The following is a 23,391-nucleotide window of genomic DNA, read 5'->3' as shown; positions in this document are numbered from 1 at the left end:
TATTTCGTTTGATACTTCGTCACTGCAAGGCGCCTAACTCAGGTTAAGCTGCCTTTTGTTTCCTCGTTTGAAACGAAATAATATTTTGTGGAATTCTTGCCTTGTCAGGTTTGAAAGACTTCTGGAAAGGTGGCCCAGCTTGGTACGGCACCGGACTCGAAATCCGGCAAGTGGACTTTGTTCATGCGCGGGTTCAAATCCCGTCCTTTCCTTATTGTTAGCGAGCTCTCGTCTCATATAGACGGGAGTTTTTTGTCATAAAAAGGATTGGGGGCGTTTTTTATGCCCCACGACATAAAAGTGATAAATAATTCACTTTTTTATTGACAGTATTTTGAAGAAGTGATATATTTATAACAGAAAGAGTTAGAAATAATTAACATTTATCTTATATAGAAAGAAGGGATGACTTATGAAAAACCATATTTACAAACGGATGACATTCGCTATTGTGCTTCCTCAACTATTTGTCATCTGGTTAATCTCAACTGACTCTCATCCTGTCTGGATCAAACATGTCACCTTTGGCATTACAATGGCTTTGATTTTCATTATTTCTATCATTGTCAATACTGTCAAATTTCCTGATAAACCTGCCAAATCTGATCTTAAAAAAGCTCCCCAGCAAAAACAAAAATTCCGCTGGACCTACTTGATACCAAGTTTATTTGTTATCCCAATGATGATTGTCAATGTCGCAGTTAGTTCAAATCCTGTTAGTATCAAGCTTGCTGTTTTAGGCATAACATTTGGTTTGATAGCTGTCATTTTCGCGACTACTGCTTGGCTGATGAATCGTCACAAAAAACTAGGGAGGTTGCTTACTAATGAAAAATAAAAAACGGCTCTATATTTCCTGGCTTCTGATGTTACTTTTGTGGTTTCTAACGTGGTTTCTAACACCGCAAAGTCATCCTGCTTGGATAAAAACTACTGTCTTCATTATCGCTTTACTGTTTCAAGCTATCATTCTGTGGCTCTTTCGCAAAGAAGCCTTTCAAAAACCAGAAGACCGCTATTTTGGATTGACTGAAAAATTGTACAGTATGACAATCTTTGCCGCAATGGGGGTTTATACCAAAGGTATTTGGGCTATCACGCCAAATAGCAATCCTATCTGGATAAAGCATGTCTTTTTAGGATTGGGGCTCTTGATTTTAGTTGCTTTCTTCCTCTACTTTGCTTTCAAAAAAGTGGACGAAAAGCCTGATGAACGCTTTTATGCTGACTTGGCTAAGGCTGCTTGCCTGACCTTGAGTTTGATCTTAGCCTGCTTGATGATTTTGAGCGTTATTGCCTTCTTCTTCCCATTTACCTTGACAGCTGGTATGATTTTGATCTTCGGCGCAGTTATGATTTTGGCCTTTGATATTGCTTTTTTCCTCTTTGAGAAAAGAGGTGGTTAAGATGGCTAATATCCTAACTAATCTCAAAGAATTACGCAAGGCGAAAAAAATGAGTCAGGAGGAACTGGCGCAGTTAATTGGGGTCAGAAGGGAAACCATTGTCCACCTAGAAAACAACCGTTACAACCCCTCACTTGAAATGGCGCTGAAAATCGCGGAGATTTTCCAGCTGCCTGTGGAAGATATTTTTCAACTGAATAAGGAGGATCAATCATGAAAACACAAACTTGCCCTTACTGTGGGGAAAATCAATTTGTTACAGCCAAACAAAACAAAGGCTATGCTGGTGTTTCACGTTCGGGCAGTGCCACTAAGCTAGGTCAATCGATCTGCCTAGAAATCTGTAAAAACTGTGGAACGGTTGTTCGATTTTTTGTGGAAGAGCCTGAAAAATTAAGCTAATTAAAAAATCCTGCTCGTTCAGCGGGATTTTTTTGATAAGGTGAGCAAGCAGCAACTCAGTAAAAAGGTCGAGGCTGTCATACTGCCGGTTCCATATTTCTCAAGCAGACTGCTACTAATAAAGAGATTAAAAACAGTAGCCAGGAGGGCTAGACTAGTCATTATCACCATAATAAGATCCAGTCTTCTTTTTGTCCAGTGGCTTGTAAGAATCTGCCCATAAGTCAAATAAAAATAGGCAAAAAATAACCAAACTAGGGTAAATATCAGATTGATCGGCCTCAGCCAAAGCGGAAAGACGGTATAAAGCCCGCCAAAAAAGAAACCACCCAAAGGCATCCCTAATAAAATGAGAAAATGTAAACCAGCCTGTAGGACATAAAGGCTAGCACAAAGACCAGCTAAAATCTTTATCAACTTCATAAATTCACCTGCCTCTATTCAACATCTGCCTTGTATTCTTCAAAAGACTGCCAGCGACTGACGTCAGCTGGTAGAGGATGGGCGTAATAAACTGTCTTCAACTGACGACTGAGCAAACTATTCCATGTCTCTGTCAGCACAGGATTGTCATAAAGCGGTACTTGCTCTAAAGGATAGAGGTCACCAACAATAGCCTGACCACTATCTAAGACTAAGGACACACTGTCCTCGCTATGCCCCGGTGTATGGACAATCTCACCAGCGATTCCCAAAGCCGCCAAGAAGCTTCTGCTGTTGGCACAAGAGAGCAGAAAAATCTCCTCATCATGAATCGGTTTGAAATCCTTGTTTCCTTCTTTTTCAAAGATATGGTCTGACTGATGGATAAAAGATTTCTGCACGTCCATGACTACCAGATCTATCCCCAAAGCCATCAAGTCCTGTGCCAGACCCATATGATCAGGATGGTAGTGAGTGATGAGGAGGTAGTCAATAGTGTCTACCTGAACCCCCGCTTGCTTGATAACTTTGAAAAACTGTGGCAGCTTTCCTGCTCAGTCTGTATCAACCAGCAAGATTTCTTTGCTACCTTTAATAAGATAGGTCCGTGTGTTGCCGTACTTCAACTCTCTTAACATCTTACACTCCTTGATCTTTTAACGCATCTGCCAATCTAGCAAAATCCATAATAGACAAAGCTTCGCCGCGGATAGATGGCTGGAGTTCTGCTTGCTCCAAAGCGGCTTCCAATTTAGCTTTGATGTCTTCTGACTTGGCAAAGCGATTGGTTAGGTTGTTCCACAAGGTTTTGCGACGGTGGACAAAGCTGGCTTTTGCGACGTCAAAAAGGAAATCTTCGTCTTGCACTTCCACCAAAGGCTGATTGCGGCGTACCATTTTAAGGATGGCTGAGTCAACATTTGGCGCGGGTACAAAAACGGTGCGAGGCACGATAAAGGCTACCTGAGCCTCCATATAATACTGTACCGCAATAGACAGAGAGCCGTAAGCTTTAGTGTTAGGCTCGGCTGAAATCCGGTCTGCCACTTCTTTTTGCATCATGACCACAAACTCTTGAAAGGGAATCCTACTCTCAATTAAATGCATGAGAATCGGCGTGGTGATGTAGTAAGGCAGGTTGGCTACAACTTTGATAGGCAGGTCAGGATTTTTAAAGTTTTGAATTTGCGTTTGCAAGTCCGCCTTGAGGATATCTTGATTGATTACCTGCACGTTGTCAAAATCACGCAGGGTATCTGCCAAAATCGGAATGAGACGCTCATCAATCTCAAAAGCCATGACCTCAGCAGCCTTCTCCGCCAAAAACTCGGTCAAAGCCCCGATGCCGGGGCCAATCTCAATGACATTGACGTTCTGATTAACCTCTGCTACGTCAACAATCTTCTGTAAAATATTGGTATCGGTCAAAAAGTTCTGACCGAAGGATTTTTTAAAGGTAAACCCATGACGCTCTAAAATGGCGCGGGTAACGGTTTTATCTGCGATTTTCATGACTAATCTTTCTTCTCTTAAGGAACTAAATACTGGTAAACTGAGGGCTACTTATCTTTAGTCAGTTCTTTAGTGCGCTCCAAGGCTTGATTAATCCCTTGGACCAGTGAAGCTTGCAGGCCAGCTTGAGTCATAGCCAGCAAGCCAGCAATCGTTGAACCACCGGGTGACGTCACTTCATCTCGTAATTGAGACGGATGCCTGTCTGACTCAAGCACCATTTGAGAAGCTCCAAGCAGGGTCTGAGCTGCCAAGCGTCTAGCTGTTACTGCACTGAGACCATTTTGTACACCGGCTTGAGTCAAGATGTCGATAATCTCATAGACAAAAGCCGGTCCGCAGCCAGCAATAGCTGTTGCTGCATCCATCAGCTTTTCTGGAATTTTCTGAACTTGGCCAGATTCGACCATCACCTCTTCAAAAAGCAATTCTAATTGAGGATTGCGGGTGGTAAATGTGGTCATTCCCTGACTGATAGCCACTGGAGTATTAGGCATCATACGAACAATCTTTTCAGTGGGCAGATAAGTTGACAATTGCTCAATTGTAACACCAGCAGCCATGGAGACCCAAACAGTTTCAGGATTATGAGCAATAGTTTCTGATAAGTCCTCCAAAATAGGTGCTATAAATTGTGGCTTAATGCCGAGGAAAACTAGATCAGCCTGTTCAATAAGCGCCTCATTAGATAAAACCTCACCACCACAGGCTTTTTGGATCTGTTCGGCTTTAACTGGATTATGATTGCTGAGTAAGAGTTCGTGGACTTCAAGCTTGGCTACTGACTCTGCAATAGCTCCCCCCATGTTGCCCAAACCGATAAAACCAATCTTCATGTCTGTCTCCTATTCTCGAATTTGACCATTACCTGTAATGATGTATTTGTAGGTTGTCATTTCACGCAAGCCCATAGGGCCGCGCGCATGCATTTTCTGCGTTGAAATTCCCAATTCACAACCCAAACCGAACTGTCCGCCATCAGTGAAACGAGTCGATGCATTGACATAGACAGCTGCTGAATCTACCAACTGGGTAAAGTAATTTGCAGCTTTAGTATTCTCTGTCACAATAGCTTCACTGTGCCCTGTCGAATGCTGAGCGATATGCTCTACGGCCTCAGCTACATCAGAAACCACCTTAACAGCCAAAATAAAGTCTAAAAATTCCGTATCAAAGTCATCTACGCCGGCTGGATGAGCGCTGCTTAAATAGGCCAAAGCTTGCTCATCAGCACGCAGCTCTACCTCACCGGCCAGAGCTCGCTCCAATTTAGGCAGGAAGTCGCTGGCAACAGCCTCATGCACCAAAAGGACTTCCTCAGCATTACAGACTGACGGCCGGCTGGTTTTAGCATTAACAACGATAGCTACCGCTTTATCCAAATCAGCGTCAGCATCTACATAAACATGGCAAATTCCCGTCCCTGTCTCGATAACTGGCACAGTAGCCTGCTCCACAACAGCCCGAATCAAACCTGCTCCGCCCCGAGGAACTAAGAGATCAATCTTGCCCTTGGCAGTCATTAACTCAGTCGCTGAAGTACGGCTGGTATCCTGAACCAATTCAATCACTTCAGGAGCAATACCCGCCTTTTCCAAACCGGCCTTCAGGGCTAAAACAATCGCATTGGCCGAGCGAAAGGCCTCCTTACCGCCGCGCAAAATGACAGCATTACCGCTTTTGATGGCTAGGGCTGCGGCATCGGAGGTCACATTAGGCCGACTTTCATAAATCATGCCAATCAATCCAAAAGGTAGGGAGCGCTTGACGATCTTCATCCCGTTGGAAGCCGTATTTTCTTCCAAAATCAGACCAACTGGGTCAGTCAAAGAGATCAGGGCTCGAATACCTGCAGCCATCTCTTGGATGCGCTTTTCTGTCAACAGCAGGCGGTCTTGCATAACCGGACTGATAGAGCCCTGCTGGGCTGCGGCCATATCTGCTTCATTTGCGGCCAAAACAGCTGGTATATGCTCTTCCAAGGCTGCAGCCATGGCCTCAAGCGCCTCGTTTTTCTGGGTCGTACTGGCCAGATTGATAGCCGCTTTATGAGCTAGCAGACTATCTAATAATTCTTGTGTTGATGTCATATTATCCCTTTCTTATAGAGCCACCCAGTCATTGCGGTGAATAAAAACTCCCTTAGCATGCTCTTGAAGCAACAGGTCTCGTAGTTCTTGCGAAGACATCTTGGCACGTCCTTTACCAAGCAAGTCATGCTGGGGCTGATTGTAGACCTCTACAATATCGCCGACCTCAAAATCACCACTGACCTTGGTAATGCCTGCTGCCAGTAAACTATTCCCATGGTCATCCAAAGCTTCCTTGGCTCCTTCGTCAATCTCTACATAAGCTTCTGTTCGGGCATAGAAAGCCATCCACTGCTCACGTTGGCTCATCCCCGCTTCATCCGCCAAGAAAAGAGTGCCCCGATTAGTCTGACCAACCGCTTGCAGGAGAGCCGTATCTTTCTTAGACGAGCAAATATAGACTGGTACACCGGACTTAGTTGCAATCTGAGCAGCCTGAAGTTTAGTGGTCATACCACCGGTCCCATTGCTACTGCCAGTACCAGCAGCCATTTCAAAGAGATCGTCCGTGATGTTGACGACTTTATCAAAATGCTTAGCCTCAGGATTTTTACTAGGATTGTCAGAGTAGAGTCCATCGACATCAGTCAGGATAACCAGAAGATCCGCCTTGACCAAGGAAGCAACCTGAGCTGAGAGCGTATCATTGTCTCCGACCTTAATCTCTTCAATAGCAATGGTATCATTTTCATTAATGATAGGAATAGCTCGCTGACGCAATAAAACCTGCAGAGCTTGAGAGGCATTCTTATAACGACGATCGTCCGCAAAGTCGTCCTGAGTCAATAGAACCTGAGCCGCCACAATGCTGTCTTTCATGAGATTTTGAGTGTATTCCTCAATCAAAAGCCCCTGACCGACCGCTGCACTAGCTTGCTTTTCAGCAATTTTTCTGGGACGCTTCTCAAATCCTAGACGCCTAAAGCCCGCTGCGATAGAGCCAGATGTAACAAGAACAATATCATGCCCTTGTTGGTGGAGCTGGGCCAGCTGGTTAGTGATACGGGCTAGTTTAATACGATCCAAATTTCCATTTTTCTGAGTCAGGGAACTTGTTCCAACCTTAAAGACGAATGTTTGTTTTTTCATTATAATGATTTCCTTCTGCAGCCTATCTCTAGATAAAACTTCCTCTTGATTGCTTCTACTACCTCTGGTAACAGTACAATAAAAGACAGTCTGTCTCATTTAATAGGTCATTTTCATAAAATGTTCTAGTATCTTCTATTTTATTCTACCATAAAAAGAAGACTGGGCAAAAATTCGTCCAGTCTTCCTATTTTGGAGTAAGCCCTTGGCACAAGAGGATACGACCCCAAATTTTCCATTTTTGAATTCTTTCCCTTCCCCTCTTACTTCCTTTACTCCTCTATAATAACCGCAAAATCGTCTGGGGAACGTCTGATATGCGGGTAACCAGATTTCAAAGCTTTCCCCACAGCCAGCATTAAAATAGGTTCCCAATCAGAAGAGAGTTTTAGGTAGTCCTTCATTGCTTCAAAACCCACTCCTCTCATCGGCACACTGTCATAACCATAGACACGGACAAGATGCATAAGATTCATAGCAAAAAGGCCAACATCCAATCGCAATCCTTCAATATCCTTATCCTCAGGGTGAAGGGCAAAATACTGACCAATCCGCTCAGAACGGACAGCTGCTTCAGCTTTTGTAACAGTACCTTTTTCCACATGAAATTCCTGCCACCTCTCTAAGTCATAGGCCTTTTTATCACCAAAGAGCAAAAAGACTACGGAAGCCTCCTTGACTTGCAGCTGCCCTGCTGCAAATGCTGCAAGACGTTCTTGTCAATCTCAGCGGTATCCACAATCTTCTGTAAAATATTGGTATCGGTCAAAAAGTTCTGACCGAAGGATTTCTTAAAAGTAAATCCGTGACGCTCAAGTACGCTCTTCGTCACGCTATAATCTGCAATTCTCATGTGTATTTCTTTCTAGGTTTCTAATCAAGCGTTAAAAACAATATAACGGATCAAATCTATATATGAGTGAGTCCCAATGGCGGTAATTAAATCAATTTTCTTTTGCAAATAAGCCAATGGAAAACCAAAAAAGATAGATAGGAGGATAACTTCAGCAATAGGGATATGTCCGACAAAATGTCCTAATACATGGGGAAAAATCATTAAGGTATAGGTACATAAATTCTCAATTAAATGTTCAGGTCTGCGTTTTAACAAACTAAAGACTAAGGCTAGATACACAAAACGAGTAATAATTTCTTCAGAAATACCAGGGACTAGCGACTTTAGTAAGTTGTCCAGATTAAGAAAGAAACCAAAGTTACTCCCACCAGATAAGTAGACTAATAAAATATTAATTCCTCCCAATAGTGTTCCCAATCCAATGATTATACTTAGTGTTCTTATTAGATTATTCTTCACTATCGATTGGTCAATATCGTAACGCCTAATACTTGCCATTGCTCCTAAATAGCTAGGAATAAGCATGTAGGTCAGGGGCGAAATCACTTCGTGGCGATTGAAATAGTATAAGTTTAATAAGAGGGCAAAAAATAGGGAAAGAACTAAATCTTGAAACTTGAAGGCCTTGATATTCTTAATAAGTAAAATGATTCCAATTAAAGCGGAAAATACAAACTGTAAACCTTGTCCTTTGATGGGGATTCCAGCTGATAAACCCAAAGAAAGTAAAAGAATTAAGAGGGTAATACATACTAATTTTGTGCGTTTTTTAGTCATAGAGATGCCTTTTCTAAATAGACATTTATTCAAGCTAATTCTAACACATTCTATTTTCCATGTCATAGGATTTAGAAAGTAATACGTCAATAGTTACAAAATTAGACTGCTTTGGCTAAAAGATATTTGAAAGAGCATCATTTCTTACAGAACCATCTGAGATTTTTTTCTATTTTGACATTTCAGATTGACAACGCGACGCTCCAAAATGGCACGGGTCACAGAGTAATCTGCTATTCTCATAGGTGCACTTTCTATTTTAATTCTTTCTATTTATTCTACCATAAATAAAACAGGGGTGACGGGCGACCTAGAACAGTTAAGCTAATTAATCAATAAAAACCGAAAACTCTCCTACCTTTCTCCTAACATGGGGATGACCAGATTTTAAGGCTTTCCCCACAGACAACATTAAAATAGGTTCCCAATCAGAAGAGAGTTTTAGGTAGTCCTTCATTGCTTCAAAATCCACCCCCCTCATCGGCACACTCTCATAACCATAGGCACGGACAACATGCATGAGGTTCATAGCAAAGAGACCAACATCCAATCGCAATCCTTCAATATCCTTATCCTCAGGGTGAAGGGCAAAATACTGACCAATCCGCTCAGAACGGACAGCTGCTTCAGCTTTTGTAACAATGCCTTTTTCCATATGAAATTCCTGCCACCAATCCAAATCATAAGCCTCTTTATCTCCAAACAAGAGAAACACTGCGGAGGCTGTTTCAACCTGCGGCTGATTAGCTGATAATTTCCTCAACTCTTTTTGCTTTTCCTTATTTTTAACAACTACGACGCGCCAAGGCTGGAAATTGTTGCCAGACGGTGCATAGCTGGCATGTTTCAGCATATCGACGATCACACTTTTTTCCAAGATTGCTTGGGAATCAAAATATCTGATAGACCGACGCTCATCCAAAAAGCTTAAAATATTTTCCACAACTTGTATCCTCCTTTGTGTTTCTCAACAATTTCATTATAATAAAGCTAATGATGAAAAAACAGTAGTCACTTTTTTGTGACTACTGTCTTAGGAGACCTTTCTATGCAACCAAAAACACACTGGAACTGTGGGTTATCAAGATTAATGGACAGTATTTCAGGAAAATGGAAACTCAATATTATCTGGATGATCTCGCAGCATGAGCCCATTCGTTTTAACCAGTTAAAGCGTGAAGTAGAGGGAATCACTAAAACCATGCTGACACGCGCTTTAAACGATTTAATAGCCGATGGCCTAGTGCTCAAAACAGACCTACAAACCTTGCCTTTCCACACTCAGTACCGTTTAACAGCAAAAGGACAAGAACTATTGAAGCTTTTACTCAAACTCAACACATGGGGTAAAGATAATATGTAGCTGCCCTCTGTGTTAGAAAGCACCAAAATATTGACATTTAGTCTATAAATTTATAGACTGTTACCAGTATTATCAATTACAAGGAGGCCATTTATGAAAACAATCAACGCTACATTCTTTATTAAAGAAGGCAAACGTCAAGATTTTTTACAGGCCGTTCAACCACTGATTGAATCCTCAAGACAAGAAAAAGGAAACCGCAGCTACCAGCTCTATCAAGCTGTGGACAAGCCCAATCAATTTATCATGATTGAACAGTGGGAAAATCAAGAAGCCATTGATAGCCACAACCAAACACCGGCCTTCACCCAATTTTTCGACCAATTGTCTGATTGGTCATCAGCTGAACCAATTGTGACTGTATTTGACTAAATGATTCTAAAGGGAGTGGGAATACGAACCAAAACTTTCAATTTTTGGGTTCTTTCCCACTCCCTTTGCAATTCTTTTTCACAGCTGACTCAAACGCTTCGTGACACTAAGCTTACGCATGGTTGCGGTAATGCCTAACTTATTTTCTAGAAAGTTGGTATTCAGCCGTTTCTTTTCAGCATCACATGGTAGTAAAGATACAGACATTCACTGCCGACAGCAAACACTTCATCACCAAAATCTTGCTCTAGGAGCTGAGCGATTTTCTCCGAAGGCAGTGATCATTAGTAAACACCAGATGAACACGTGAACTATCATAGGTCTCACCAAAAGGATTCTCCTGAGTAGCCTTTGCTAGTTGCTCAGAGCTTTTGACAATGACGGATAAATTCGCTCCGATATTTTTTAAAATCGTATCGTGGACGAGATTTTTGACGTCTTTATCGGCTAAATCCGTCTCGCAAACAATATTCCCACTCTGAATATAGGTTTCTACGGACTGCAGACCTGCCACTTCTAAAATTTCCCTAAGATAAGCCATCTTGGGAATTTTATTTGGCCTGGTCGGCGTAACGCCACGCAGGAGGATAATCGCTTTCTTCATCAGGTCTTCTCACTCTGAAAATGAAGCCATCAATCTAGCATAAGCGGCAACATCTCCCGTAGAAAAATAGTCAAACCAAGCTTCGATGGTTTTGTTAGCATACAAGTTTAATTTTTCCACAATCAGTTTGGCCCACAAGAGCGAACCAGCGGAACTTGTTGTGATCAGATTGCCATCACAAACAGCCACATCTTCTTTGTAATACCTCTGCCCAGTATAATGAGGACTCATTTCTGGGTAAAAAGGAGCATTGCTCGTATGGAAACGTGTATTTAAGGCACTACGGTCAGCCAGCCCCAAGGTAGCACCGCAGATAGCGGCAACCAAGATCCCCTCCTGTAACAACTTGGCCGCAAGGTTCAAAATAGCTGCTTGCTCCTCATCTAGCCAAGTCTCACCGCCAATGAGCACCAAAGCTGCTGTACTCGCAACATCTATATCATCTAGACTTAAATCGGGCACTAGAGTAATGCCGCTGGCTGTCCCAATCGGCGCTTTTGTCCTGCCTACCGTCTTAAACGAAACTTTGGGCTTTTTCAGCATAGTCTGCAGGCTCAAAGCTTGCATCAAATAGCCATGCTCCCAATCAGCCATAGTATCTTGGACGTACATATAAACGGTTTTCATCATTCCTGCCTCACACACCCCTATTGAATAACTTTTTCCATGTATTTCCTACCTCACAGAGTATCTTAGTATGGTCTTTTGCTTGTCTTCAGCTGTTCTGTTGCGATTGCTTAGGTAGATTTCTCTGTGAAAATCGGCTGTTCGTGTAAGGCTGAGTTCATTGGCAAGTTGATCCATCAATGCAAAAGACTTGGGTTCATCATCGTAGCTTCCCATATGTAAGATCTGAATAGCTTTGCCATCTTTTACTTCTTCAAAGCCTATCTCATCATACAAGTCATTAGGCTTTTTCTTTCTAACAGTCTCAAGCGCCTTGGTAAAATCCTTCTGCCTTATAAAATCAGGTTGTTTAATCATCAGTGTATAGGTCAGTTTGTTTTTATCAAATGCTGACTCATCACCATTTTCCCAAAGTCCCTCCAAAGGATAGACGGTAAAATCCGTCACTTCAGCATCGGACCTATCTTTCATATCTTTCTTATACTGCATCTTGATAGCATAGGCCAGCGCATATAGGGCGGATATCCTATCTGAAAAATCCGCTTCATTGGGATTACCTTTGCCTTTTATCAGGATAAACTGCTGTTTGGGTACTTCTACTACGACCGGTGTCTGCTTGACACCATAAAGAGCTTTTTCCTGTTTTCTCCATTCGTATTTCATGATCTAATCCTCCTGTATTTTGATAGTTCTATTGTACAGGAAGATACTTGACACCATTTGTCAGGTTCTATATTTTTTGGCCATTTTATGAGTCATTTCTCTCATTTGCTTTCGAACATCCTCTGGTTCTAAAACTTCTACTGCATCGCCAAAGGAAAGAATATAGCGATAAAGGTTGTCGTCATTAGGCAATTCTATCTCGGCACAGAGATTGCCCTCTTTATCTTCTACAGCATATTCAGCCATTTCATCGTAGACCCTAAATGCTGCTGTTTTATCAAATTTCATTTTGATTGCTACTGTATCTTTAGTCTTTACTTCCCTTGGCAAAACAATACTATCGAATTGATCGTCAAAGCTATCCGAACATATTTCAAAGGCTTTTATACGAGACAGTTTAAAATATCTAAAATCTTTTCTGAGCAAACAAAAACCATAGACATACCAATCCCAGCTTTTAAATAAAAGCCTGATTGGCTTGACTTCTCTATAAGTCTCTTCTTTACTGCTGGAAAAATACCTGAATCTTACAATATTTTTATCGATAATGGCTGACTTTATGTCTCTAAATAACTCACCATAGGCCTTATTCCCCTGCCAGCTGTCAAAATCAACCTCTATCCAATTGGTGTTTTTCATTTTAAAGAGGGCCGACAATTTTGTCAGAAGCTCATTCTCATATTCTTTACTTGTTCCCTCCAGACCTTTCAGGGCGATTAAAATCTGCTCTTGTTCTTTCCCAGAGAGAAGGGACTTCCTCAGTACAAAGTCTTCAGAAATTTCGATGCCGCCACCCTTGCCTTGAGTCGCATAAATCGGAATGCCTGCACTGCTGATAACATCGATATCTCGGTATATGGTCCTGACCGAGACTTCATATTTCTCAGCCAATTCATTAGCCGTTACTTTACCCTTCTCCAGTACGTAATATAGAATTTTAAATAGTCTATTATTTTTCATAAATCAATTGCTCCTACAAATAGGACAGCACAAGCCTGACAGAGATTATCGGGTTAGGATATTTTTCACTCAGCAAAAGCTTCAAAACCTTCTGCAAATCTGCTTGGCCGTCTCCTATTCCTTAGGTTTCATCAATCATCAACTTTACAAAACCGTCTTCTTCGGCATTGTAAACGTGTTTCCCAATAATAGAACGAAGTTTTTGGATATCTGCTAAGTCAGGGCTGGCAAATTCCAGATAGTTTTTTTCAGAATCCGCTGTATTCATATCCCTATAAAAATCGCTAATATAACAGTAAAATTCCTCTAAAATATCCTCCAGAGGATACTGCGATATAGCCTCACCAGCTCCCTCACCCAAGTCGGGCTCCTGTACAAAAGACAATGAAGTCACATACTGAAGTTCTCCACTCTCATCTTTGGTCTGATAAATGCCTGATTCAACTTTTTCATAATTAGTTTGTTGATATTTTTCTGCCTGATAATTTTCAATAGCCTTCATATTTGCACTCCTTTATACCTTGCCATTACTTAACTTTCTCCAAAGTCATATCGAATTGAAAAACTAGAATAACCTACTATAATTCAGCCACCATAATCAACTCTTCATCTTTTTCAGATACTGTGCGGAAACCTAGTTTCCGGTACAGTTTAACGGCATAGTTAGCCTTTTGAACAGATAAAGAAGCTGCCTTAAAGCCATTTGTTTTGAGCAAGGTCAGCATTTCTTTCATCAGGACTGTTCCAATCACCTGCCCTCTGTATTCTTTGAAAAGGGAAATAGATAGAGAAGGCGTATCATCGTTGATGTGCCCATAATCCTCCATTATCCTGCTCCATACAGCACCGACTAGCTCTTGATTGATTTCTGCCACCAGGCAAAAATCCCCAAACTGACTGCCAAAGTCTTTGACATATAGCTGCAGTTCTGGGCGTTTGATAATCTCTTTATCAGGCTTTTCCGCCCCTTCCGGAATAAAAATCGCTTCATACAAAAAGTCATTCAGTCTATCTACTTCATCTCTTTTCATTTTTCTAATCCTATAGGTCATCGTATTCTCCCAGAAAGTTTTAACTAAAAAATTCTAAAAAATGAACCCATGGTACTTTAGAGTATTGTAAGTTATGGATTAGTCTGCTATTTATCTTTATTGATCTGCTTTTCCAAAAACACAACGGATGCTACTGTCCCCAAAATACCAAACGTCCAATCACGTCCCTTCTTTCTGCAACTATCACAAATTAGCACCTTTTTGTTCGTTGTCAAAGTTTTCTTACAAAATCTATTGATGCACTGCCTCTCCTTTTTATCTTTCATCATTATTTTCTTCCTTAATAAACTTAGACTGCTTGCTATTCTCAATTAACGTCTTCTCACTATTCAATTTTTTAATCTTTCTATCTAAATCTAGCCAAAAATCTATGTTTTTACCAGAAGTACGATAGTTCTCATGAATGGTCTCAAGAACACTTCCAAATTCTTGCTTTTGAATATACTCCAAATTTTTAATTTTTGGCACCTTTTTTAATAGTTTTACAACTAAACCTCTATTTATAGGCACATTGTATTCCGATAATTCATTAATTGAACTTTTATAAGCTAAAAACCTTTCTTTAGCAAGTCCTTGTTTATCTAGTGTAAAATCAATATATATTTGCATACCAACAATTTTAGTATACAACTGAATATCCTCTAAAATAAAATTAGTATGCCTTTCAAATGATGAATATAAATAATTTGGTTGATTTATCTTTTTTAGAACTTCGTTTTTATTAGAAATCATATCAGATTTGATATGGCTAATTGATTTCTCCATCAAATTAGAAGCTTTTTCAAGTAACTTAAACTTCTTTTCATGGTTTGTCTCGCTCTGAGCCTCAATTATTTTCATCCTAGACTCAAAAAATGGACTAAGAATACTATTATTCCTATCCCATATCACTTGATATTCCTGTGTACTTTGTATATCAAGCAACAACTCATAAATCTGTTTTAACTGTAACTGAGTTGAAAGTTCAGATGAATTATCTACCCTCTCGTCAACTTCTTTTAATGTCAAATCTTCAACCCTAGTATTATTATTTTGAGTATCTACAATTACTGCTCGTAAGTTCCCTTCAACCTTTTTAGAATCACCTAATTTATATATTCCAGCTTCCAACTTATTTTTTACATCTGGCGACAAATTATCAAAATCAGGTTTATAGAGTTTTCCAGTAGATTCATCAAAAATCGCTGAGTGAATTTGATCTCTAACAGTCATAGCATTGACTAAATTCGTATCATGTGAAATAACAATTTGATTTATAGTAGGATATACGTCACTGTCAAGTAATTGTGGCAAAATCGTCTCAAACGGATTACTAATTGCAAAAATATTTGTGGTTCTTTTATCAATATCAGAAGTAAATAAAGAAAATTGTTCTAACTTTTTTCTGATAATCTCATTATTACCTTTTCTTTCTATTAATTCATTTGTCATATATACCTCGTGTAGCTTATTTTGATCTATTTATCATGTCTAAAATAACATTTAAAGCTATTTTCGATATCACATCTACAGTAAACACTCCTAATTTTTCAGCACGTGATTTAGTTTCTCTCCAAACTTTAGGACTCCTAACAGAATCTAAAAATTGATGACCTTCATAAGTTAATCCATTTACAAATCCCATTTGAAATTTATTATTTCCATACTTAGGATCCCAATTTAAAAATCCTGCTTCTTTAAGGAGATTACAACGATAGGTAATAGTATTAATATCATACTTTTTTGCTCTATTAAATTTTTCTGGTGTAGAAAACACAAGGGGCTCTGGATATTGGTATAACTCCTCAATATCTAATGAAATATCTCTAGCAATCTCTGGATTAAATTTCACTTCCCTCTACCTCCGTATCTCCATATTTAAATCCTTTACTTATCTTACCAGAGTAGTAACTCCATCTAAAAAGGCAAATCATCATCGCTAATGTTAAATATGTCTAAATCACTATCTTCTTCTGTCCCATATTTCGGAAATTTATTTTCATAAAAATTTATTAGAAACAACCCCACAGTTGCGCAAGCATTAATAACAAAATAAGCATATAATGGTTCATCTATAAGGTATTTATCAGAATCATGCCCGTGAAATGATGTTTTATCACTACGCAAATCTTCAATTGCCTTTGAAATAGTTGTAAGTGAGCTGCTGATACTTTTCATTTCATCAGGCATTTCTAAATTAGGATTAAGCTCAAATTTCTTTAAAATAGCTTTCACTAATTTCCCATTTGTTAAGTTAGAAGCATTGATATCCGAAAATCTACTATCCTTCAAAATTTCCTTCATAATACTTTCTAAAACTGAATTAGCGTAACCTACTGATTCTGCAGGGTCTTTTTCAATATTTTGAAAAGCTTTCTCAAAACTTGTTGAAGCATTTTTGTAATCAGCTTTCAGCTCATTTCTAAAAGTTGGAATTGACGGAATAAAATCAGGCGTTTCAATTCCTAAATCTATAGCCATTTGAAGTAATTTATCAGGGACTTCTATAGCTATATTCCCCAAGGTTTCAGATAGATTAATTTTATTTTTATTATTTCCTTCCGTAAAATACGAAATATAAAAATCAGCATTTCCAAAATTGTCATACACTGTTTGGTTCAGTCTAATATATTGCTCTACGTTTTTATAGCTACTATATTTATTCCATATTTTTGTTTCAACTTTTTTCAATAACTCCATCCTATAAACTGGTGAAATTTCCATAATTATTTATCAAATCCTTTCATCACACCCTCAACTTCCACAAAGCTAATGTTAAAGTGTTCTGGGCGCTTAATAATGTCTTTGTCAGGCTTTTCGATTCCTTTTGGAACAAAGATAACCTCATACAGGAAGTCATTCAGTCTATCGCCTTTATTTCCTATCATTTTTCCAATCTTGTAGGTTATCCTATCCCCTATTGATCACTTCTCTTGACCCTCTAAAAATTTAGATATAACCTCTTCAATCTGTCCCGAGTGAGAAGTAAGCACTTGATGGGCTCCACCTTCAATCCATTCTAATTGAGCTACCTTTATACGCTTGGCTAACTCTCTGGCAGCCCTCTTATTGGGAACATCTTTTGTTCCACATAATACCAAAGTCGGACAAGAGACTGCCGACAATTTTTCTTCTAGATTAACATCTAGCATGGAATTCATAAATTCAATCGCCCGATTTTTTGTCAGCCCCAAACCTTTAAAAGTCTGCTCAGGCATGAAATGAAAGATGAAATTTTGTACTTGTATCAGCCATTTAGGTGTCTTATACTGAGCAGAAATTAAGATCAAGCCAGAAACTTTATCCTGATGAGCAGCCGCATAATGTAAGGCCAGTATAGCTCCTAGTGAATGTCCAGACAAAACCAATGGCTCGCTAGTAGCTTGACAGTAGTTTTCTAGACCTTCATATAATTGTTTGTAATGTGGATGCTCTTTATCAAACCAATCCCCTAAAGGCAAAATAGAAGATTTTTCTGAAGGAATTTTAGTTGCTATATCTCGCCAGACAGATGGAGAATCGCCTAAACCGTGCAGATAAACATGCTCCATTTCCCTTCCTCCAATTTTTAATTTTTTTGATAATTCTCCATCACTTCTTCAACCTCTGCCAGCGTCACTCCGAACAATTCCAAACGTTTGAGGAGTTGCTTACCGTTGGTGTAACCTATTCGCAACTGTTCACCGAGATACTCACGGCGCTGACGACTGTCAGCTCCCATGAGAAGGCCGAGACGAACGAGATCGGATTGGGTAATATCAAAATGGTTTTCATCATCATAGCTACTAAGCACCCCTGCCAGAGCCCTTTGCAAATCCTCAAAAGAGGCATGCTCAACACCGAGCGAGCGCCCCTTGGTTTTTGATTTTGGTACAGCTTCATCGCGGTTAAGAAAGGCATGTTTGGCTGTCGGTACAGCCTCCATGATGATTTTTCGGATACGCTCCCCATTATAGTCGGGATCGGTGAAGACGATGACACCTCGTAACTCATTGAGATAAGCGATGCGTTCTAGATCCTCATCGGTAATGGCAGAACCCTTGGTTTCGTAGGTGTCAACCTCATAGAAACGGCGCAGGTTGGCAGTGTCACTCTTGCCCTCAACAACGAGGACTTCTTGTATTTTAATTTTATTTTCCATAATTTTGTTTTTTGATAGTTTTCTTAAGTGATGGGGACGTCAGCGATCGCCTTTCGTCCTTCCATGACTTAGTTTTGAACTTAACGTTTTAAAAATCCCTCGTCACGGCGAAAACCATCGGCTTAGGCGGCCTTGGAGTGCCATTCTCTTCTTCAATGTTTTTTATCATAAGGTTTCACGGTCTGTTCGGAGTAAGCTCGCTTTACTCGCCTCTATTCTCCAATCCAAACACTTTTATAGCATTATCATAAGTAGCTTGTGCGACTTCTTCGGTGGTTAGTCCACGGAGTTCAGCAATCTTATCGACAACATAGCGAGTATAGGCTGTGCGGTTTTCTCGGCCGCGTTTAGGTACTGGTGCCAGGTAGGGTGCATCAGTCTCAACTAAAATTTTATCCATTGGTAAAGCAGTGGCTGCTTCCTGTACATCCAGAGCCTTCTTAAAGGTGACCACACCCGAAAAGGAAATCAGCATGCCAAGTTCGACAAAACGCTGTGCCATTTCCAAGGAACCTGAGTAGGAGTGCATGATCCCACCACGGGGGCCGACGCCAACCTCCTTAACGACCTCATAAGTGTCCTCTAGGGCATCACGGGTATGCACCACAAAAGGCAGGTCATGGTCCTTAGATAGCTGGATTTGGCGTTTAAAGACCTCAATTTGAACTTCTTTGGGATCTTCCATCCAGTGGTAATCCAGCCCAATCTCACCAAGAGCAACCACGCGCGGATTGGACAGATGACAAACAATCATCTCCTCCACTTCCTGCGTGTAGGAGCCAGCCTCAGTCGGATGCCAGCCGATAGTCGAATAAAGCTCAGAAAACTGGGCAGACAATTCCAAACTCCGCTTAATCGTCGGTTCATCAAAACCAACGATGTTCATCCTCGTCACACCGAGTTCACGCGCTGCTGCAATTTCTTCTGCTTCTTTTCCTGCAAAATTTTCTACGTTTAAATGAGTATGGGTATCGAATATATTCATGCCTTTATTTTATCACAAAGTCCAGATAAAAAGAGCCCAAATCATATTTGGGCTCTCAGACTGTAGACAAACTTCTTTTTGGGAGTTTGTCTTTTTTGGTGTCTCTTATCTTTGAGATGAAAAATGGGTAAAAAAGCTGAAGCTGTCCAAAATAAAAAGGCCTTCCTGCCATCATTTTTACCAGTTTTTTGAGATTTAAACACGCTAAAATCAGCCCAACCTTATCCTCCATTTTGGACTTGCCAATCTCTCTCGTATATCTGAGATTGTGATAGTCTTTAGCTGCCCCAAAGAGACGTTCAATGGTTTCTTTTCGATGTTGGTAGCGTTCCCTCATCCCTCTTTGATAGCGAATGTCCTCACAAATCTCCATATCCTCTTTCCAAAGATGTCTCGTGACGACTTTTTGATGCTTCTGACTCTCTGTGCAACTCCCTAATAAAGGACAAGTGGCACAAATCTTGGCCTTACTCTTATACTCCCGATAGCCCTCACGAGTCGTTGTACAATACTCTAACGTCTGATTTTCAGGACAAAGATAACAATCATAATACTCATCGTAAACAAAATCCTTAGGCTGTAACAGCCCTTTCTTTCCTTTCGGTCTGGTGTAAGGAAAAACAGGGGTAATGTTTTTATCCAGCAAGAATTTAGCGATAGAAGGCGTTTTATAACCTGAATCAGCGATCAGGAAGTGAGGACTGAAGGGCTCAAGTTTGGCAAACAGGGCAGGAAAAGCTTGGCTGTCATGGACATTCCCTGCTTCTACACTATAGGCTAATGCCCAGCCATGTTTGTCGCAGGCAAACTGAGCATTATAGGCAAAAACTTCTTTATGCTCACCTTTATGAAACCAACCGCTCTCCGGGTCAGTCGTTGAGACTTTCTTTTCTTTAGCCTCGCTTTTTGCGGCGGGCTTTAGCGACTTTTTTGCGTGCTTTTTCCTGTCCAAATCAATTTCAAGTTCCAGCTGGTCACTCATAAATTTAGCCTGTTGTTCCACCATTTCCTTGCGATACTTGTGATTATTAGCTGCGGCTTTGACGTGAGTGCCGTCCACGAAAATCTCATTGGGGTCAATCAAACCAGCCATCAGGGCTTGATGCAGCACCTGATTGAAAATTTCAGAAATGACCTGTTTATCTTGGAAACGCCGACTGTAATTCTTACCATAGGTGGTAAAATGAGGTACCTTGTCATCTAAAGTTAGTCCTAAAAACCAACGATAGGCAGTATTCACCTCAATCTCTTTGATGGTCTGACGCATAGAGCGAATGCCATAGAAACATTGAATGAGAGGGATTTTGATAAGCGTCACAGGATCCAGACTCGGACGCCCATTATCACAAGAGTAAGTATCTTCAACTAAGTCATAGATGAAGTCAAAATCAATCACAGCCTCAATTTTACGCAGAAAGTGATCCTCAGGAACAAGCTGATCAAGCGTATAGAACCCGTACTGATGGCGATTATAATCTGGCTTTTCTTTGTGAAACATGCTCTTACCTCACAAACCGTTTTCTTTTAGTATACTCCTAAACAGAGCAAAAAGCTCTTAGAAATTCAATTTTAAGAGCTTTGTCTTCAGTCTGAGACATCCTAAAAATAATAGAATGTCTTTTTTGTATTATCCGATTCAATTTTCTATCCTAAAAGGTAGAGAAAACTTATTTTGAATATAAAAGAAATTTATCAAGATAAGTGTTACAATAGAAATTAAAAGTTACACCTTGGTTTTTCTGTGTTTAACTTACAACTAACTTCGCAGGCTTTTAACATTAATAAGGAAAGAGCGGTCCGCTTAGTTGAAAACTAAAATCTGCGACATCGACTAAACCTACCACGTCACTACTTTGATAGAGTCGGATGAGAAAATCAGCCATTTCCTGTGCTGTATGGTATTGCTTGAAATGTTGGTCATAATCATATTGAGTGGAATCAGTTGCTACCTTGCCGAATGCTGTTTTCGTTGCCGCGGGAGCAAGGACTTTTGCTTGTAGTTTATGGCCGTTGTTTTGCATCTCAAGAGCGAGTCCTTCAGTGAAGGCACTGACATAAAACTTTGTCGCACAGTAGGTGACGGCATTGCTGACCAGCATGTAACCGCCGCGAGATGAGATATTGATCAGCTGAGCGCCATCAACATCTTGATAATCTCTGACATAGAGTGTAGATAGTATAGTCAAAGCTTCAATGTTCAAATGAATCATAGTTGACATTTTCTCTAGATTTTGCTTAGCGACGCTGTCATAATTGCCAAAACCAGCGTTATTAATCCAGACTGAGATATGATAATCTTTTAAATCTTCATACAGCTGATAAGCATTATCTGAAGCAGATAAATCAACTTTTTTGACCATAATATCTAAGTTAGGATGGGTCTGAAGGATTTCTCGCTTTAAATCCTCTAGTAATTCCTCTCGTCTTGCTGCTAGAATGAGATGAAAGCCGAGATGTGCAAAGGCTTTTGCGGCCTCAAGGCCAATCCCGGAACTGGCACCGGTAATACAAACATATTGATTGAGTGGGATGGTCATTGTTAAATTCCTCCTTTTTGAGCTATACTTATTATAGCTTCTAGAGTTAACTCTAGGTCAAGGAGGAAATCAGTATGAATTACGCAATTGACTCGTCTTAGTATCCATACCCTAAGATATTATGAGAAAGAAGGGTTGTTATCGCCCAAGAGAGACGAGGGAGGCAGACGTTATTATGACGAAAATGACTATAGGTGGCTCCAATTTATTCAGCGTTTAAAGCGAGTTGGGATGCCTATCAAGGAAATCAAGATCTATTCAGACCTGCGATTGCAAGGGGATGCTACCTATCAGGAGAGGTTGGAATTACTGGAAACCCACTTAAAAGTATTAGATAGCAATATCGCAGAGCTACTGGAAAATAGAGAGAAATTGCTTGAGAAGATTGAATTCTATAAAGGGGAGATAAAGAAAAATGAAGGAGAAAGTCAATCGACTAAGACACTGTTTTAGACAAGCAAAAAAGCCTTTGAAACGTTGATTTCATAAGCTTTTTTACTTTTTATATGTTACAAATACAAACATTATTAAATCACCGTGTTTGCTTTTTTACTTTAGCGTCTTCAATAATTTTTAAGACTGCTGTTCTCCCTCTTTAGCTATTACACTATTGAATCCCAATTTTTGTAGGCTTGGAATAATAAAAACTAAACATGCCTTTTAAAACAAACCAGCATCTCCAAGTCTGAAGTGATACTTTATTTCTCTGGTGATTTTAAAGTATTTTTAGGTGGTATAATTTTGACGAAGCTGTTTTAGTCTCGCTTCGTCAAGACCAAATTCTTGATAAAAATAGTTTTCAAACGTATCATATTTATCTAAAATAGCTTGCAGAGCGTGTTCGGCGGTTTGTCTTGACACTCCTTCGCTTGCTTGGATAAGTAATCTTGCTTTTTTTGAAAATCGGCACAGTAAGCGGTGTTTTTGCTGTGCCGACTTAATTTTTTCTGCATAGAAATGATTGGTAAATTCAAAATCATCTAAGGCTACTTCTTTGCTCACTCCTAATGCTAATAAGATAAGAAGTGCTGCCAGACCTGTCCGGTCTTTTCCAGCTGAGCAATGGAAGTAGAGAGGCACCTTTTGATTTTCTAGTAATTGAAACAGTTCGTGGAAAGCTGGATTTGAAAAGCTCATATTGTTATAACTCGTTTGATTGATGGTATTTTTTATCAGTCGAATAAGACTTGAAAAGTTTTTGAAAAGATTTTGGTTAAATGCTTCTGGAGACAGGTCAACTTCTCTGCCATCAATAACACTGGCACAGAATCTCATATAAGCACAATTTTGAGGAATATAATCAGGTGCTTTTAGGGCTTCTTGCTCTGATCTCAAATCTAAAATTTGTTTGAGCTCTAAACTATTTATCGCCGATTTAGCATCCTGAGAAAGATCTGTTAGGGCAGGTCCTCTGAAGAGGAGACGGTGTTTGACTGTTTTTCCGTCAATAGTTTTGTAACCACCTAAATCACGTAGGTTATTTATGGTATGACAGATGATTTCTTGTTCGGTTTCTTTGGTCGATCTTTCAGATCTGTTCATAGATAGTTTAC

Annotated in this window: 30 protein-coding genes, 1 tRNA gene and 3 pseudogenes; 8 read left to right on the top strand and 26 right to left on the bottom strand. The window is 40.0% G+C overall.

Annotated elements, in window-relative coordinates:
* Nucleotides 1-123: 123 nt before the first annotated feature.
* From ACVR1G_RS03340 to ACVR1G_RS03320, 5 genes are all read left to right on the top strand, one after another.
* Nucleotides 124-212: transfer RNA gene (locus tag ACVR1G_RS03340), tRNA-Ser, on the top strand.
* Between the two features lie 200 nt (nt 213-412).
* Nucleotides 413-838 carry a hypothetical protein gene (locus ACVR1G_RS03335; RefSeq protein WP_447451786.1) on the top strand — a complete coding sequence of 142 codons (426 nt, stop codon included), beginning with the start codon at nt 413-415 and terminating at the stop codon, nt 836-838.
* Nucleotides 828-1,406: a hypothetical protein gene (locus ACVR1G_RS03330; RefSeq protein WP_057489980.1), complete on the top strand. Its 579-nt coding sequence runs from the start codon at nt 828-830 to the stop codon at nt 1,404-1,406. Before ACVR1G_RS03335 ends, ACVR1G_RS03330 begins: the two co-directional genes overlap by 11 nt.
* Nucleotide 1,407: 1 nt before the next feature.
* On the top strand, nt 1,408-1,623 hold the full coding sequence (locus ACVR1G_RS03325; protein ID WP_057489981.1) for a helix-turn-helix transcriptional regulator: 216 nt from the start codon (nt 1,408-1,410) through the stop codon (nt 1,621-1,623).
* Nucleotides 1,620-1,808, top strand: coding sequence for a hypothetical protein (locus tag ACVR1G_RS03320; RefSeq protein ID WP_447451785.1), 189 nt, complete (start codon nt 1,620-1,622; stop codon nt 1,806-1,808). The genes ACVR1G_RS03325 and ACVR1G_RS03320 overlap by 4 nt, the downstream gene beginning before the upstream one ends.
* Nucleotides 1,809-1,826: 18 nt before the next feature.
* On the opposite strand, the gene ACVR1G_RS03315 is transcribed toward ACVR1G_RS03320, so the two are convergent.
* The 10 genes and pseudogenes from ACVR1G_RS03315 to ACVR1G_RS03270 all read right to left on the bottom strand — a co-directional run bounded on the left by ACVR1G_RS03315 (nt 1,827) and on the right by ACVR1G_RS03270 (nt 9,498).
* Nucleotides 1,827-2,231, bottom strand: coding sequence for a hypothetical protein (locus ACVR1G_RS03315; protein ID WP_447451784.1), 405 nt, complete (start codon nt 2,229-2,231; stop codon nt 1,827-1,829).
* Nucleotides 2,232-2,245: 14 nt separating this feature from the next.
* A complete protein-coding gene (locus tag ACVR1G_RS03310; protein WP_447451966.1) occupies nt 2,246-2,755 on the bottom strand; it encodes an MBL fold metallo-hydrolase in 510 nt (169 codons plus the stop codon).
* A gap of 115 nt (nt 2,756-2,870) precedes the next feature.
* Nucleotides 2,871-3,743, bottom strand: a complete 873-nt coding sequence (gene rsmA, locus ACVR1G_RS03305; RefSeq protein ID WP_447451783.1) for a 16S rRNA (adenine(1518)-N(6)/adenine(1519)-N(6))-dimethyltransferase RsmA — start codon at nt 3,741-3,743, stop codon at nt 2,871-2,873.
* A 47-nt stretch (nt 3,744-3,790) separates the two neighbouring features.
* Nucleotides 3,791-4,579, bottom strand: a complete 789-nt coding sequence (gene proC, locus ACVR1G_RS03300; RefSeq protein WP_447451782.1) for a pyrroline-5-carboxylate reductase — start codon at nt 4,577-4,579, stop codon at nt 3,791-3,793.
* Between the two features lie 9 nt (nt 4,580-4,588).
* Entirely contained in the window at nt 4,589-5,833 is a 1,245-nt protein-coding gene (locus tag ACVR1G_RS03295) for a glutamate-5-semialdehyde dehydrogenase (RefSeq protein ID WP_447451781.1), read from the bottom strand.
* Nucleotides 5,834-5,845: 12 nt separating this feature from the next.
* Entirely contained in the window at nt 5,846-6,922 is a 1,077-nt protein-coding gene (proB, locus tag ACVR1G_RS03290; RefSeq protein WP_447451780.1) for a glutamate 5-kinase, read from the bottom strand.
* Nucleotides 6,923-7,194: 272 nt separating this feature from the next.
* A pseudogene (locus ACVR1G_RS03285) lies at nt 7,195-7,641 on the bottom strand (nitroreductase family protein); the annotation flags it as partial.
* Nucleotides 7,632-7,775: pseudogene (locus tag ACVR1G_RS03280) on the bottom strand (rRNA adenine N-6-methyltransferase family protein); the annotation flags it as partial. The pseudogenes ACVR1G_RS03285 and ACVR1G_RS03280, both read right to left, overlap by 10 nt.
* A 24-nt stretch (nt 7,776-7,799) precedes the next feature.
* Nucleotides 7,800-8,555, bottom strand: a complete 756-nt coding sequence (locus ACVR1G_RS03275) for a hypothetical protein (RefSeq protein WP_447451779.1) — start codon at nt 8,553-8,555, stop codon at nt 7,800-7,802.
* Between the two features lie 328 nt (nt 8,556-8,883).
* A complete protein-coding gene (locus tag ACVR1G_RS03270) occupies nt 8,884-9,498 on the bottom strand; it encodes a nitroreductase family protein (protein ID WP_447451778.1) in 615 nt (204 codons plus the stop codon).
* 105 nt (nt 9,499-9,603) lie between these two features.
* Between ACVR1G_RS03270 and ACVR1G_RS03265 the strand changes: the two genes are divergently transcribed.
* Nucleotides 9,604-9,918: a winged helix-turn-helix transcriptional regulator gene (locus ACVR1G_RS03265; RefSeq protein WP_447451777.1), complete on the top strand. Its 315-nt coding sequence runs from the start codon at nt 9,604-9,606 to the stop codon at nt 9,916-9,918.
* Nucleotides 9,919-10,011: 93 nt separating this feature from the next.
* Nucleotides 10,012-10,290 carry a putative quinol monooxygenase gene (locus tag ACVR1G_RS03260; RefSeq protein ID WP_447451776.1) on the top strand — a complete coding sequence of 93 codons (279 nt, stop codon included), beginning with the start codon at nt 10,012-10,014 and terminating at the stop codon, nt 10,288-10,290.
* A 78-nt stretch (nt 10,291-10,368) separates the two neighbouring features.
* Here ACVR1G_RS03260 and ACVR1G_RS03255 read toward each other — a convergent pair.
* From ACVR1G_RS03255 to ACVR1G_RS03185, 15 genes and pseudogenes are all read right to left on the bottom strand, one after another.
* A pseudogene (locus ACVR1G_RS03255) lies at nt 10,369-10,894 on the bottom strand (DUF1697 domain-containing protein).
* A gap of 9 nt (nt 10,895-10,903) precedes the next feature.
* Nucleotides 10,904-11,521: a DJ-1/PfpI family protein gene (locus ACVR1G_RS03250; protein ID WP_447451965.1), complete on the bottom strand. Its 618-nt coding sequence runs from the start codon at nt 11,519-11,521 to the stop codon at nt 10,904-10,906.
* Nucleotides 11,522-11,569: 48 nt separating this feature from the next.
* Nucleotides 11,570-12,184, bottom strand: coding sequence for a GyrI-like domain-containing protein (locus tag ACVR1G_RS03245; RefSeq protein ID WP_447451775.1), 615 nt, complete (start codon nt 12,182-12,184; stop codon nt 11,570-11,572).
* 60 nt (nt 12,185-12,244) lie between these two features.
* Nucleotides 12,245-13,144, bottom strand: a complete 900-nt coding sequence (locus tag ACVR1G_RS03240) for a helix-turn-helix transcriptional regulator (RefSeq protein ID WP_447451774.1) — start codon at nt 13,142-13,144, stop codon at nt 12,245-12,247.
* A 121-nt stretch (nt 13,145-13,265) separates the two neighbouring features.
* On the bottom strand, nt 13,266-13,646 hold the full coding sequence (locus ACVR1G_RS03235; protein ID WP_027975045.1) for a hypothetical protein: 381 nt from the start codon (nt 13,644-13,646) through the stop codon (nt 13,266-13,268).
* Between the two features lie 76 nt (nt 13,647-13,722).
* A complete protein-coding gene (locus ACVR1G_RS03230) occupies nt 13,723-14,196 on the bottom strand; it encodes a GNAT family N-acetyltransferase (protein WP_447451773.1) in 474 nt (157 codons plus the stop codon).
* Between the two features lie 255 nt (nt 14,197-14,451).
* Nucleotides 14,452-15,627: a hypothetical protein gene (locus ACVR1G_RS03225; protein WP_447451772.1), complete on the bottom strand. Its 1,176-nt coding sequence runs from the start codon at nt 15,625-15,627 to the stop codon at nt 14,452-14,454.
* Nucleotides 15,628-15,643: 16 nt separating this feature from the next.
* Entirely contained in the window at nt 15,644-16,027 is a 384-nt protein-coding gene (locus ACVR1G_RS03220) for a DUF2513 domain-containing protein (RefSeq protein WP_447451771.1), read from the bottom strand.
* Between the two features lie 65 nt (nt 16,028-16,092).
* On the bottom strand, nt 16,093-16,899 hold the full coding sequence (locus ACVR1G_RS03215; protein ID WP_447451770.1) for an abortive infection family protein: 807 nt from the start codon (nt 16,897-16,899) through the stop codon (nt 16,093-16,095).
* A gap of 2 nt (nt 16,900-16,901) precedes the next feature.
* A complete protein-coding gene (locus ACVR1G_RS03210) occupies nt 16,902-17,063 on the bottom strand; it encodes a hypothetical protein (RefSeq protein ID WP_447451769.1) in 162 nt (53 codons plus the stop codon).
* 36 nt (nt 17,064-17,099) lie between these two features.
* Entirely contained in the window at nt 17,100-17,726 is a 627-nt protein-coding gene (locus ACVR1G_RS03205) for an alpha/beta fold hydrolase (RefSeq protein ID WP_447451768.1), read from the bottom strand.
* A gap of 17 nt (nt 17,727-17,743) precedes the next feature.
* Nucleotides 17,744-18,316, bottom strand: coding sequence for a ribonuclease M5 (gene rnmV, locus ACVR1G_RS03200; RefSeq protein ID WP_447451767.1), 573 nt, complete (start codon nt 18,314-18,316; stop codon nt 17,744-17,746).
* Nucleotides 18,317-18,518: 202 nt separating this feature from the next.
* Nucleotides 18,519-19,301, bottom strand: coding sequence for a TatD family hydrolase (locus ACVR1G_RS03195; RefSeq protein WP_447451766.1), 783 nt, complete (start codon nt 19,299-19,301; stop codon nt 18,519-18,521).
* A 55-nt stretch (nt 19,302-19,356) separates the two neighbouring features.
* Nucleotides 19,357-20,799, bottom strand: coding sequence for an IS1182 family transposase (locus ACVR1G_RS03190; protein ID WP_447451765.1), 1,443 nt, complete (start codon nt 20,797-20,799; stop codon nt 19,357-19,359).
* Nucleotides 20,800-21,079: 280 nt separating this feature from the next.
* A complete protein-coding gene (locus ACVR1G_RS03185; RefSeq protein WP_447451764.1) occupies nt 21,080-21,838 on the bottom strand; it encodes an SDR family NAD(P)-dependent oxidoreductase in 759 nt (252 codons plus the stop codon).
* A gap of 78 nt (nt 21,839-21,916) precedes the next feature.
* Here ACVR1G_RS03185 and ACVR1G_RS03180 point away from each other — a divergent pair, with 78 nt between their 5' ends.
* Complete coding sequence (locus ACVR1G_RS03180) at nt 21,917-22,291, top strand: MerR family transcriptional regulator (protein ID WP_447451964.1); 375 nt, start codon at nt 21,917-21,919, stop codon at nt 22,289-22,291.
* Between the two features lie 273 nt (nt 22,292-22,564).
* On the opposite strand, the gene ACVR1G_RS03175 is transcribed toward ACVR1G_RS03180, so the two are convergent.
* The gene (locus tag ACVR1G_RS03175; protein ID WP_447451763.1) at nt 22,565-23,380 is read right to left on the bottom strand and encodes a tyrosine-protein phosphatase; all 816 of its coding nucleotides are present in this window, start codon (nt 23,378-23,380) and stop codon (nt 22,565-22,567) included.
* Between the last annotated feature and the right edge of the window lie 11 nt (nt 23,381-23,391).

This window comes from Streptococcus dentasini, from assembly GCF_053206945.1.
This window is presented reverse-complemented; position numbering and strand designations above follow the sequence as displayed.

Coding starts and splice junctions, on each gene's coding strand:
- ACVR1G_RS03260 (WP_447451776.1), top strand. CDS start 10,012: ATGAAAACAATCAACGCTACATTCTTTATTAAAGAAGGCAAACGTCAA.
- rsmA (WP_447451783.1), bottom strand. CDS start 3,743: ATGAAAATCGCAGATAAAACCGTTACCCGCGCCATTTTAGAGCGTCAT.
- ACVR1G_RS03295 (WP_447451781.1), bottom strand. CDS start 5,833: ATGACATCAACACAAGAATTATTAGATAGTCTGCTAGCTCATAAAGCG.
- ACVR1G_RS03190 (WP_447451765.1), bottom strand. CDS start 20,799: ATGTTTCACAAAGAAAAGCCAGATTATAATCGCCATCAGTACGGGTTC.
- proB (WP_447451780.1), bottom strand. CDS start 6,922: ATGAAAAAACAAACATTCGTCTTTAAGGTTGGAACAAGTTCCCTGACT.
- ACVR1G_RS03215 (WP_447451770.1), bottom strand. CDS start 16,899: ATGGAAATTTCACCAGTTTATAGGATGGAGTTATTGAAAAAAGTTGAA.
- proC (WP_447451782.1), bottom strand. CDS start 4,579: ATGAAGATTGGTTTTATCGGTTTGGGCAACATGGGGGGAGCTATTGCA.
- ACVR1G_RS03315 (WP_447451784.1), bottom strand. CDS start 2,231: ATGAAGTTGATAAAGATTTTAGCTGGTCTTTGTGCTAGCCTTTATGTC.
- ACVR1G_RS03225 (WP_447451772.1), bottom strand. CDS start 15,627: ATGACAAATGAATTAATAGAAAGAAAAGGTAATAATGAGATTATCAGA.
- ACVR1G_RS03320 (WP_447451785.1), top strand. CDS start 1,620: ATGAAAACACAAACTTGCCCTTACTGTGGGGAAAATCAATTTGTTACA.
- ACVR1G_RS03185 (WP_447451764.1), bottom strand. CDS start 21,838: ATGACCATCCCACTCAATCAATATGTTTGTATTACCGGTGCCAGTTCC.
- rnmV (WP_447451767.1), bottom strand. CDS start 18,316: ATGGAAAATAAAATTAAAATACAAGAAGTCCTCGTTGTTGAGGGCAAG.
- ACVR1G_RS03210 (WP_447451769.1), bottom strand. CDS start 17,063: ATGATAGGAAATAAAGGCGATAGACTGAATGACTTCCTGTATGAGGTT.
- ACVR1G_RS03240 (WP_447451774.1), bottom strand. CDS start 13,144: ATGAAAAATAATAGACTATTTAAAATTCTATATTACGTACTGGAGAAG.
- ACVR1G_RS03205 (WP_447451768.1), bottom strand. CDS start 17,726: ATGGAGCATGTTTATCTGCACGGTTTAGGCGATTCTCCATCTGTCTGG.
- ACVR1G_RS03265 (WP_447451777.1), top strand. CDS start 9,604: ATGCAACCAAAAACACACTGGAACTGTGGGTTATCAAGATTAATGGAC.
- ACVR1G_RS03245 (WP_447451775.1), bottom strand. CDS start 12,184: ATGAAATACGAATGGAGAAAACAGGAAAAAGCTCTTTATGGTGTCAAG.
- ACVR1G_RS03330 (WP_057489980.1), top strand. CDS start 828: ATGAAAAATAAAAAACGGCTCTATATTTCCTGGCTTCTGATGTTACTT.
- ACVR1G_RS03250 (WP_447451965.1), bottom strand. CDS start 11,521: ATGAAAACCGTTTATATGTACGTCCAAGATACTATGGCTGATTGGGAG.
- ACVR1G_RS03230 (WP_447451773.1), bottom strand. CDS start 14,196: ATGACCTATAGGATTAGAAAAATGAAAAGAGATGAAGTAGATAGACTG.
- ACVR1G_RS03335 (WP_447451786.1), top strand. CDS start 413: ATGAAAAACCATATTTACAAACGGATGACATTCGCTATTGTGCTTCCT.
- ACVR1G_RS03175 (WP_447451763.1), bottom strand. CDS start 23,380: ATGAACAGATCTGAAAGATCGACCAAAGAAACCGAACAAGAAATCATC.
- ACVR1G_RS03195 (WP_447451766.1), bottom strand. CDS start 19,301: ATGAATATATTCGATACCCATACTCATTTAAACGTAGAAAATTTTGCA.
- ACVR1G_RS03235 (WP_027975045.1), bottom strand. CDS start 13,646: ATGAAGGCTATTGAAAATTATCAGGCAGAAAAATATCAACAAACTAAT.
- ACVR1G_RS03325 (WP_057489981.1), top strand. CDS start 1,408: ATGGCTAATATCCTAACTAATCTCAAAGAATTACGCAAGGCGAAAAAA.
- ACVR1G_RS03275 (WP_447451779.1), bottom strand. CDS start 8,555: ATGACTAAAAAACGCACAAAATTAGTATGTATTACCCTCTTAATTCTT.